Origin of the sequence: Brevibacterium picturae (genome assembly GCF_030453725.1) — a bacterium.
Lineage (GTDB): Bacteria > Actinomycetota > Actinomycetes > Actinomycetales > Brevibacteriaceae > Brevibacterium > Brevibacterium sandarakinum_A.
Genome location: NZ_JAKDJU010000014.1, coordinates 23,766 through 34,039, shown reverse-complemented (window position 1 = coordinate 34,039; position 10,274 = coordinate 23,766). Strand labels below are relative to the sequence as shown.

General features: G+C 63.4%; 12 protein-coding genes. 9 read left to right on the top strand and 3 right to left on the bottom strand.

Going from position 1 to position 10,274, the window contains the following annotated elements:
* Together L0G76_RS03120 and L0G76_RS03115 are read left to right on the top strand one after the other, a co-directional pair.
* The coding region (locus tag L0G76_RS03120; RefSeq protein WP_304355875.1) for an AMP-binding protein at positions 1–1,157 on the top strand (1,157 nt) is incomplete at its 5' end.
* Entirely contained in the window at positions 1,147–1,797 is a 651-nt protein-coding gene (locus L0G76_RS03115; RefSeq protein ID WP_304355874.1) for a TetR/AcrR family transcriptional regulator, read from the top strand. The genes L0G76_RS03120 and L0G76_RS03115, both read left to right, overlap by 11 nt.
* A gap of 30 nt (positions 1,798–1,827) precedes the next feature.
* On the opposite strand, the gene L0G76_RS03110 is transcribed toward L0G76_RS03115, so the two are convergent.
* The gene (locus L0G76_RS03110) at positions 1,828–2,580 is read right to left on the bottom strand and encodes a pyrimidine reductase family protein (RefSeq protein WP_304355873.1); all 753 of its coding nucleotides are present in this window, start codon (positions 2,578–2,580) and stop codon (positions 1,828–1,830) included.
* Between the two features lie 183 nt (positions 2,581–2,763).
* Between L0G76_RS03110 and L0G76_RS03105 the strand changes: the two genes are divergently transcribed.
* From L0G76_RS03105 to L0G76_RS03095, 3 genes are all read left to right on the top strand, one after another.
* A complete protein-coding gene (locus L0G76_RS03105; protein ID WP_304355872.1) occupies positions 2,764–3,129 on the top strand; it encodes a DUF488 domain-containing protein in 366 nt (121 codons plus the stop codon).
* Positions 3,130–3,195: 66 nt separating this feature from the next.
* Positions 3,196–3,777, top strand: coding sequence for a DinB family protein (locus tag L0G76_RS03100; protein WP_304355871.1), 582 nt, complete (start codon positions 3,196–3,198; stop codon positions 3,775–3,777).
* A gap of 50 nt (positions 3,778–3,827) precedes the next feature.
* The gene (locus tag L0G76_RS03095; RefSeq protein WP_304355870.1) at positions 3,828–4,184 is read left to right on the top strand and encodes a VOC family protein; all 357 of its coding nucleotides are present in this window, start codon (positions 3,828–3,830) and stop codon (positions 4,182–4,184) included.
* A 70-nt stretch (positions 4,185–4,254) separates the two neighbouring features.
* Here the strand turns inward: L0G76_RS03095 and L0G76_RS03090 are convergent, their stop codons facing one another.
* Complete coding sequence (locus L0G76_RS03090) at positions 4,255–4,524, bottom strand: DUF5808 domain-containing protein (protein WP_304355869.1); 270 nt, start codon at positions 4,522–4,524, stop codon at positions 4,255–4,257.
* Between the two features lie 115 nt (positions 4,525–4,639).
* Here L0G76_RS03090 and L0G76_RS03085 point away from each other — a divergent pair, with 115 nt between their 5' ends.
* Both L0G76_RS03085 and L0G76_RS03080 read left to right on the top strand, forming a co-directional pair.
* On the top strand, positions 4,640–5,317 hold the full coding sequence (locus L0G76_RS03085; RefSeq protein WP_304355868.1) for a TetR/AcrR family transcriptional regulator: 678 nt from the start codon (positions 4,640–4,642) through the stop codon (positions 5,315–5,317).
* Positions 5,314–6,576 (top strand): Cmx/CmrA family chloramphenicol efflux MFS transporter, encoded by a 1,263-nt coding sequence (locus L0G76_RS03080; RefSeq protein WP_304355867.1) that lies wholly within the window; start codon positions 5,314–5,316, stop codon positions 6,574–6,576. Before L0G76_RS03085 ends, L0G76_RS03080 begins: the two co-directional genes overlap by 4 nt.
* Here the strand turns inward: L0G76_RS03080 and L0G76_RS03075 are convergent.
* The gene (locus L0G76_RS03075) at positions 6,559–7,053 is read right to left on the bottom strand and encodes a GbsR/MarR family transcriptional regulator (protein ID WP_304355866.1); all 495 of its coding nucleotides are present in this window, start codon (positions 7,051–7,053) and stop codon (positions 6,559–6,561) included. The two genes, L0G76_RS03080 and L0G76_RS03075, sit on opposite strands and share 18 nt — an antisense overlap.
* Positions 7,054–7,191: 138 nt before the next feature.
* Here L0G76_RS03075 and L0G76_RS03070 point away from each other — a divergent pair, with 138 nt between their 5' ends.
* Both L0G76_RS03070 and L0G76_RS03065 read left to right on the top strand, forming a co-directional pair.
* Positions 7,192–8,754 (top strand): GMC family oxidoreductase, encoded by a 1,563-nt coding sequence (locus tag L0G76_RS03070; protein WP_304355865.1) that lies wholly within the window; start codon positions 7,192–7,194, stop codon positions 8,752–8,754.
* A 50-nt stretch (positions 8,755–8,804) separates the two neighbouring features.
* Entirely contained in the window at positions 8,805–10,244 is a 1,440-nt protein-coding gene (locus L0G76_RS03065; protein WP_304355864.1) for an aldehyde dehydrogenase family protein, read from the top strand.
* The last annotated feature ends 30 nt before the right edge of the window (positions 10,245–10,274 follow it).

Below are 10,274 nucleotides of genomic sequence, written 5' to 3'. Positions count from 1 at the left end.
AACGGTGGACGGACTTCCTCGAACGCGGCGCTGCGGATGAATCAGCGGGAACAGAAGCCGGCATCGACTGGGACGAACGCCGCCCCGCTCCCAACGATGTCGGTCTGATCCTCTTCACCTCGGGGACGACCGGTGATCCCAAGGGCGTCATGCACACGCACAACTCGGTGCTCTCGGCCTCCCTGCCATGGCCCGACAGTCTCGGCCTCGGACCCGATTCCGTCATCCACATGGCCTCGACCTTCGGACACCTCACCGGCTACATGTACGGAGTCTGCCTGCCGCTGCTCGTCGGCGGCTCCGGTGTGTTCCAAGATGCCTGGAACGGCGAGGAGTTCGCACGGCTCATCGAGGAGTTCGGCATCGAACACACCTCGGGTGCCACCCCGTTCCTGCACGACCTCATCGAGGCGGCCAAGACGACAGACCGTGATCTGTCGAGTCTCAGGCACTTCTGCTGTATGGGAGCTCCGATTCCGCGAGTCATGGTCCACGAGGCCAAAGAGCTGCTCCCGAACCTCAACGTCTTCGGTGGTTGGGGGCAGACCGAATGCGGTCTTGTCACCATGACAGCTCCCGGAGACTCCGACGACAAGGTCACGAGTACCGACGGTCGCGCGCTCGGGGACATGGCCGTGCGGATCGTCGATCCCCTCGGCGAACCGGTGGCCGCAGGAACCGAGGGAAAGGTCCAGGTCAGAGGGCCGTTCCTGTTCGTCGGTTACCTCAAGGAACCGAAGCTCACCGATGAGGCGTTCGACGGTGATTGGCTGGACACCGGCGATATCGCGGAGATGGATGCAGAGGGCTTCATCAAGATCGGCGGCCGCTCCAAAGACATCATCATCCGTGGTGGGGAGAACATTCCCGTCGCCTATGTCGAGAACGTCATGTACGAACATCCCGCCGTGTCCCAGGTGGCGATCGTCGCGGTGCCCCACCCCCGTCTGCAGGAGATCGCGTGTGCCGTGGTCACGCTGCGATCCGGCCATTCGTTCACCATGGACGAGCTGCGTGAATTCTTCGCCTCCAAGGGCGTGACCAAACACTATTGGCCCGAGACGCTGCAGGTCCTCGATGAGTTCCCGCGGACGCCGAGCGGTAAGATTCAGAAGTTCAAGCTGCGGGAGGAAGTGGTCGGCCGACATGACAAGTGAGACTCAGGACGTCAACGCCGTAGTTCGCGGTGCTCGCGCGCAATTCCGTGAGAGGCAGATCGTCGATGCGGCCGTGAGCCTGATGCAGACGAAGGGTTCGCACGCGGTGTCGATGCAGGCGATCGCCAAATCCGCGGGCGTCAGCGTCGGACTTCTGTACAAGTACTTCTCGGATCGGGAGCAGATCGTGCTGGCAGCGATCACCCTGGTTCTCGATGACTTCCGGCTGCGCGTTCCTGCCGCCATCCAGAACGCCGACGATCCTGTCGATCGGATCATCGCGGCGTTCACCGAGTTCTGCCGGGTCGTCGATGATCATCGGCAGGCGGTCGTTCTGACCTATCAGTCCTCCCGGTCTCTCTCACGCAGCGGTCTGCAGTCCATCCAATCTCAGGAGCTGGCGACCCTGCAGCCGCTCATCGACGTCGTCGACGAGGCGGCGAAGACGGGCGACCTGCGCGAGGTCGATGCGGGCACGCTCGGACACGATCTCATGACGCTGGCTCATATGTGGGCACTCAAACACTGGTACTTCCAACAGACACAGGTCAGTCTCGGCCAGTACATCGACCAGCAGGTTCGCACCGTGGTGCTGAGCAACCTCAGCGACAGCGCGCGGAAGAGGGTGAACCTGGCCTAGTGCTCGCCGAGGCTGTGGCGCCTCGAGCTCTCACCCCGCCGGCCGGTAGAGCAGATAGAGGAATCCGTCGTCGGTGCCGAACAGGGACTCCAGCTCGAGGTCGACCGGTGGTTCGAGCTGAGCACCACGCAGGATGGTCGTCTCCGTCCCGGCGATCAGGGTCGGGCTGCGAGTCAGACACAGTTCATCGACGCCTCCGACCTCCAGCAGATCGGTGAACAGCTGGGGTCCGCCCTCGCACACGATCTGCGCGAACCCCCGATTGCGGAGTTCGACGAGCGCCGCGCTCAGGTCCACAGACGTTTGACCGGCCACGATCACCTCGGCGACCTCAGCGGCCTGGTCACGCGTCTGAGCAGAGGTGTCTGCGCAGGTGATGAGAATCGTCTGCGCGGAATCGGGAGCCTCGGTGAACAGTGGGGCTGAGAAATCGAGATCCAAGCTGTGTGAGACGACCGCCATGGGTGCCGTGGGGGTGCGGTTCTCGCGGAGGTGTCGCCATTGCGGATCATCCTCGGCGGGACCGTAGACCTCGGTTCTGGCGGTGCCGGCACCGACGAGGATGACATCTGCCAAGGCCCGGTTGAGGGCGAACAGCTGTTTGTCGATGTCATTGCCCAGGCCTCCCGCGTGACCGGCAACGGTCGCGGCGCCATCGACCGAAGCCACGAACACTGCCCGCACCCACTGGTCTGCTTCGCCGGGGAAGACCAAGGCATCGTGCAGGCCCACATCCTTCACCTGGTCAGGGAAGAGCCGGTTGATCCTCGGAATCTCGGTCATCGTCACCTCGCATCATCACACTGGCGTTCAGCGTTTGAGTCTACGCGCGAACAGAACGGAGATGGGGCAGTGTGCTTCCGCCTTGCGTCTGACTTCTTCCGTCTTAGACTGAAATCAGGCCGACAGATCGGCACACAGGTCAGTACGGCGGACAGCTCAGTTGGGCAGAGAGGGAGGACGATCATGTCAGAGGCACATCAGGTCCAGGTTCGGCGGATCTACGATGATCCGGTCAACAGCGACGGGACTCGAATCCTCGTCGACCGCATCTGGCCGCGCGGAATCAGCAAGGACAAGGCCGCTCTCGATGACTGGCTGAAGGATCTCGCGCCCTCGACCGATCTGCGCAAGTGGTACTCACACGATCCCGACAAGTTCGACGAATTCTCCCGGCGTTATCAGGAGGAACTGGACGACGATGACCATGCCGAGGCCCTCACACAGCTCAAGGAATACGCGCAGAAGAACAAACTCACCCTCCTGACCGCCTCGAAGCGCGATGACATCAGCGACGCGACGGTGCTGAAGAAGGTACTCGACGAAAAATAGTCGCCGCACGCGTTACGACAGCGTGCAGATCGCGGCTGAATCACCACGATTGGACAGGGGCATGACATGAGCGAGACAGGGCCAGAGGCGCAGACAACCACGCCTCATATGCAGGGCGCCGAACCGAACGAACAGACCATCGAACCGGACACACGAGATTGGGCAGACGTGCTCGAGGCCGGGTGCGCCGAGTGCGGGTTCACCGGCGATGAGGATGTCAGCGCGGTACCTGGCTATGTCTTGGCGTCCGCGGAGACCTGGGACGAGGTCCTGGGCCGGGAGAATATCGGCATTCGGCCCCGACCGGACCGGTGGTCGGACGTGGAATATGCGGCTCATGTGCGCGATATCCTCGATCTGTTCCGCGAACGCACGCAACTGATCGTCTCGCAGTCGGCTCCGACCCTGCCGAACTTCGACGGCGATGCCGTGGCCATCGAGTCCGACTACCGACACCAGAACCCCGCCGAGGTTGCCGCTGGCTTGAGAGCGGCCGCGTTGGCCTATGCGGCTGATCTGGCTCAGATCACCGACGAACAGTGGGAACGCACCGGCTACCGCTCCGATGGACGCGAGTTCACGGTGACCTCACTGACCCGCTACGGTCTGCACGAACTCAGGCACCACCTGCAGGATGTCGGTGCCTGAACCGGCATAGTGCCATTCACAGCCGAAGGTGGACACATTAATCTGTGGATATGGGACTGGAATGGGAGCAGCTCGTCGTCGATGCCCACGATCCGCATGTACTCGGCCACTGGTGGGCAGAGGCCCTCGGGTGGATTGTCGTCGATGAGGACGAGGACGAAGTGGAGATCAGAGCCGAGGAACACGCTCTCCCGGGCCTTCTCTTCGGAGTCGACCCGGAGACCAAGACCGTGAAGAATCGCCTTCACCTCGACTTTCGTCCCGAAGACCAGGCCGCCGAAGTGGATCGACTGCTCGCTCTCGGCGCCCGACGAGCCGATGTGGGGCAGCCCGAGGACGAACCCTGGGTTGTCCTGGCCGATCCGGAAGGCAACGAATTCTGCGTGCTCTCGTCTCGCAGGAAGTAGTGCGTGGGCGCATCCGGCAGAACAATCCTGGACCCTGTCTGCCTGACGGCTTCGGTGCCCGAGCTCTTCCTCAGAAGAAGACGCCCCACACCAGAACAGCGATGACGACGAGGATGAACAGCAGCGACCACGGGCTCCCGTAATTGAGCGACCATCCGATGCCGACGCGCTTCGGAACTAAGAACGAAGGGTCCCGGGGACAGAAGTAGAAGATTCCGAGCTTCCAGTTCGCATCATCATGGCGAAGCTGCTTCCTGCGTTCCTTGCTCACTGAGCTCATGCGTGTTCCCTTCTTCGCCGAGGACAGCTCGCCCGGGCGTCCCACTCGGAATAGCGCCATCGTTCCTTGCCGTCACGTTACACCTGTTGTCAGCGACCAGCGAGGTCAGAACAGCCCAGAACGTGCTCCAAAAGTTTATTGGACAGAACTGTCCAAAATAATCTAGGCTGGCACCATGGGCAGGAAGAAGAGCTTCGACGAGCAGACGGTGATCAAGGCAGCCATCGCCGTCTTCAGCGAACACGGATACACCGGCACCGACGTCGGCCTGGTCTGCGAACGTGCGAACATCGGCCGATCAAGCTTCTACAACACCTTCGACAGCCTCGATGCCCTGTTCCTGCGGGCACTGCGCGAATACACAGCGTCCGGAACCTCGCTTCGTGAGGAGCTGCGCACAGGAACAGCACCGGCTCCGACGCTCATCATGCACCGCCTCGGCGGGGAACTGGCCAAACAGTGCGAGGACGATAAGCGGATCGGATGCCTGTCGGCCAACACCGCGGCCGAACTCGGACGCGAAGTCGACGCTGTGTGCACGATCCTCGATCCCGACCGCCAGGCCTGGCTGGAGGCTTACAGCATCGTCCTCGAGCGCGGACGGGTCGAGGGACACATCCGCCCCGATATCGACACGAAAGTGCACGCGGAGCTCATTTACAGCGTGCTCGCCGGTTTGAGGATCGCTGCTCGGGTCATGCCGGCTGACAACGTCCAGGCTCAGGCGAGCGCGTTCATCGAAGCACTGTGCACACCCGAGGGACTCACAGCACTTCACAACCACTCGGCACCCCACACATATGACGGCAATGCGCCCGGAGACCTCACCTCTACCGAAGGCAGCGCACAGTGACGACTTCGACTCAGACAAGAGTCCGTGCCCCGGCTCAGGTCTACCTCCTGGCAGCGGTGATCTTCTGTCTCGGCACCAGCGAGTTCATGATCGCCGGGATCCTCGAGCCCATCAGCGCGGATCTCCACGTCGGCATCCCGCAGGCCGGCCTGCTCATCACCGGATTCGCCGTGGGGATGATCGGCGGGGCACCAGCCATGGCGCTGCTGACGCTCAAGCTTCCGCGTCGGGCGACGATGATCATCTCGATCGTCGCATTCTCCGCACTGCACATCGTGGCAGCGCTGTCACCGACCTATGCGATCCTCATGGTCACCCGTGTCCTCTCAGCCATCGCCTGCGGCGGGTTCTGGGCCGTCGCCGCTGTCCATACGACGCGCATCGCCCCCGCCGAGGTGCATGGTCGTGCCCTGGCCAGCCTCGTCGGCGGCCTGACAGTTGCGAACCTCGTAGGCGTGCCCCTGGGCACCTGGGTGGGTACGCAGTACGGATGGCGGGCGACGTTCTGGGCCGTCGCGATCGTCACTGCTCTCGCAGCCGCCCTCATCGTGCTCACAGTTCGCAATACGAACGATCGCAACCCGACCGGCGAACACAGCGAGTCGAACCAGCATCTTCCCACGCTCCTCAAGGCGGAGATCTCAGCGTTCAAGGGCCCGCGAATCTGGCTGGCTCTGACAACGACCGCGCTCTTCCAAGCCTCGGTCTTCGCCGCCTTCTCCTACTTCTCGCCGCTGCTCACCCAGGTGGCGGGAATCTCGAACGACCTGGTCCCCGGAGTCTTGGCCGCCTTCGGCATCGGCGCCTTCATCGGGGTCGTCGTGGGCGGGCGATTCGCGGATCGGAACATCTTCGGCAATATCATCGGCAGCCTCGCTGCCCTGGCTCTCAGCCTCTTCGCCCTGTGGCTGGTGGCCGACACCGGTTGGGCGGCGATCGTCATGATCGTCCTCGTCGGCGCCAGCGGCTTCTCAATCGCGGGGGCGCTCAACGCCCGCGTGTTCCAGATCGCCGCACAGGCGCCGACGCTGGCGGCCAGCGTGAATACCTCGGCGTTCAACGTCGGCAATGCCATCGGGCCGGCGCTCGGTGCCGCAGTCATCGCGCTCGGCTGGGGGTTCAGGGCTCCTGTCGTCGTTGCGATCGGCCTCTCCCTGGCTTCCTTGGTCGTCGTCGCAGTTGCGATCCGGGTCGAGCGGGCCTGGAGTGCTCGCAATTGCGCCACGATGCCCGAGCAGTCGTCAGGCGCTGTCGTCTGACTGCGCCAGCTCGGAGTATTCCGCGAGCAGCCCCTGGAGCCGATCGGTCATGAACCGGTAGTACTCTTCCATCTGCTCGATCCGTCGGCGCTGGACATCTGGCAGTGTTCGCCCGTCTTCCTGCACCGACTCCGCGAAGTCCAGCAGCTGAACCGTGGCCCGGAATTGGTGGTCAAGGCAGCCGATCCACGCGTCTGACCTCCACCGATAGACGAACTGTCGCTGTCCTGGTTCCTTGAATCGTTCGATCACGCCGTTGTCGATGAGAAGCCGCGTGGTCTCGGAGACAGACCCCTTGCTGGCCTCGAGCGCCTCTTGCAGCTGTGGCATGCTCAGCGGCGAGTCGCTGAGCATGAGCACTCCGGCCGCACGACCGGCCATCGGGGGCCAGTTCATGGCCTCGCCGATCCGCCGACCGAAACTCTCGACCAGGGAAGCATTCACGCCTGTGGCACCTGTGTTCGCGAGCGCAGCCAAGTCGGTCTCCTTCGTAACAATTCACTTTGAACTGAACATTCACTATTGACTGAATGTTGTGATGTGCGTCATCGTAGTGGAAGTGCGGAATCGACCGCCACTGCCTCCCAAACTACTCGTTCTCAAGGAAGATGTGACGTGAAAGAAGAAATCTGGGACATCATCGTCGTCGGAGCCGGTTCGGCAGGGGCCGCGTTCGCCGTCCGTTCCGCGCAGCAGGGCAAGCGCGTTCTCCTCCTCGAAGCCGGTCGCGACTACCGATCGGCGGACATGCACGAGGCCTGGCGGTCACCGAATCCGGCCGTCCCACTCATGGATCCCGACGCCACCGAGGGCATGGTGTGGACGGATCTCAACGCCACGCGCACCGATGCGCAGCCGCCAGCGCCGTACTGGCGGGGGAAGGGGGTAGGAGGAAGCTCCTCGATCAACGGGCAGATCGCGATCCGTCCTCCGCTGGACGACTTCGACGAATGGGCGAACGCCGGGTGCGATGGATGGTCCGCCGAGGAGGTTCTTCCCTACTTCTCCAAGCTGGAGGACGATGCAGAGTTCGGTGGTGCCGACTATCACGGCACCACCGGGCCCACCCCGATCTTCCGCACTCCGCGCGAACGCTGGGGAGCGGTCGACGCGGCTCTGGCCGACTCGGCCCAGGCCGCCGGTCACCCATGGGCACCGGACGTCAACGCCCCGCAGGCCACCGGTGTCTCGCCCTACCCCATCAATTCCCGCGATTCTCGCCGGGTCAGTGTCAACGATGCCTACCTCGAAGGTGCACGTGAGCTGCCCAATCTGACCATCCTCGGCGAGGCCGTCGTCGACCGGGTCCTCTTCGAGGGCTCACGTGCCGTCGGTGTCAGTCTGATCTCCGAGGACGTCGCTGCGAATCGATACGCGGACACCATCGTCCTCAGCGCCGGGGTCATCCACTCACCGTCGATTCTCCTGCGATCCGGCATCGGTCCACGTCAGCAACTCGAATCTCTGGGCGTCGACGTCCTTGCCGATTTGCCGGTGGGGCAGGGTCTGCAGGATCATGCCATGGCCACGATCACTCTTCCGCTCAATGCCTCCGCCGGTCTCTCGTCACCGAACGATCGCCACACGAATGTGTGCGTGCGCTGGTCGAGCGATCCGGAGGAGGGCGACAACGATCTGATGTTCGTCTCGATGAACCAGAGCGTGATCTCCATGGCGACGGCGAACACCGGAGCGGAATTCGGCGCCTACGGTGTCTGGCTCAACCAGACCGACTCGCGTGGAACCGTGACGCTGACCTCGGCAGACCCCCGAGAACAGCCCGTGGTGGCAGAGAGGATGCTCTCCGAGGTCGGTGACCGTGCCCGCATGCGTCACGGGATCAGAAGCCTCGTGGGACTCCTCGACCAGGACGCGACTCGGTCCATCCTCGGCGGCTCCGTGCACGACTGCAACGCGGAGCTGTTCTCCGTCCTCGACGACGATGACGCACTGGATGCCCACCTGTTGGCCACCGTGGCCGACGCTCAGCACGGGACGAGCACCTGCCGAATGGGATCGGCCGATGACCCGACCACGGTTGTCGATTCCGACTGCCGCGTGCACGGATTCGAGAGCCTTCACGTCATCGACGCCTCGATCTTCCCCTCGGTGCCCCGGGCGAACACGAATCTGGCGTCCATCATGGTCGGCGAACTCATGGCCGACCGCACCCACTGACAATCCCTGACATCCACCCATTCCTGACAGCTATTGGAGACACGAACACAATGACCGCTGAGACCGATACGACAACTCTGCGCAACTTCATCGACGGCGCCTGGATCGACTCCCGCGACGATACCCTGCTGCAGGTGGTCAATCCCGCGACAGAGGAGACCATCGCCCGATTCCCCCGGGGCAGCGGTGCCGATGTCGACCACGCTGTCGCCGCCGCTCGCCGAGCTCAACCCGAGTGGCATGCGCTGAGCGTCGACGACCGCGTGGCACTGATCGTCGGCTGGGCCGATCGCATCGAAGCGCGCACGGACGAATTGGCGGAGCTCGAATGCCGCGAGATGGGAAAGCCCGTCGACGTCGGACGCGGCTTCATCGCGGCGGGAGTCGCGGGGCTGAGGGCCTCGGCACAGGAGGCTGCGAACTATGCCTTCGAATCCTCGAGCGATGATCCCGACGGCGGGCGCACGCAGATCCTCCGTCACCCCGTGGGAGTGGCTGCCGTGATCACGCCGTGGAACTTTCCCGTCACCATGGTCTTGGCGGCACTGGGGCCCTTGCTCGCCTCCGGCAATACTGTGGTCATCAAACCCTCCGAACGATCACCGCTGTCGACGGTGAAGCTGTTCGAGCTGCTCGATCTTCCCGCCGGAGTGCTCAACCTGGTGCTCGGCGATGTCCACGCCGGTCAGCCCTTGGCCGCTCACAACGACATCGACTTGGTGCACTTCACCGGTTCGGTCGCCGCAGGACGGAAGGTCGGTGCCGCCTCGGGGCTGGCCTTGCACCGTTCGACCCTTGAATTGGGTGGCAAGGATCCGGTCATCGTCGATGACGATGTCGACATCCCGTCCGTCGCCGAGGCGGTGGCCTTCGGATCCTTCGTCAACACTGGTCAGATCTGCACCTCGATGGAACGCATCTACGTCCACGAAGCCATCGCTGCCGAGTTCGTCGACGAACTGGTCAAGGCTGCCGAGGCCTACGCCTTCGGTGACGGGCTGGAGCCTGGAGTCATGATGGGCCCCCTGGTCGACGACCGGCAGCGAGACATCGTCCGCTCACAGGTCGCCGATGCCGTCTCACAGGGTGCCACCGTGCGCATCGGCGGAGAGATTCCCGACCACACCGGATACTTCTACCCAGCGACGGTCATCACCGGAGTCGAGGATTCGATGTCGCTCATGACCGAGGAAACCTTCGGCCCCGTCGCGCCGATCGCTGTCGTGTCGACCTTTGCTGAAGGAGTGGAGCGGGCATCCCGTTCGGCCTTCGGCCTGGCCGCCACAGTGTATTCGCACAATGCCGACCATCTCGAGCAGGCCAAGCACATTCCCGCCGGGGTCATCTGGATCAACCAGTGGCAGGGAGATGGGGGCGTGCGCACCTATGAGCCGGCTCGGGCCAGCGGGATGGGAGCCACAGGCACCACGGCGTCCTTCGATGCCGCGACCCGTCCCTCGACGATTCGAATCGCACCCGAGAGCTCCTGATACTCACGTCCGGGCAGTGATCGAAACAGC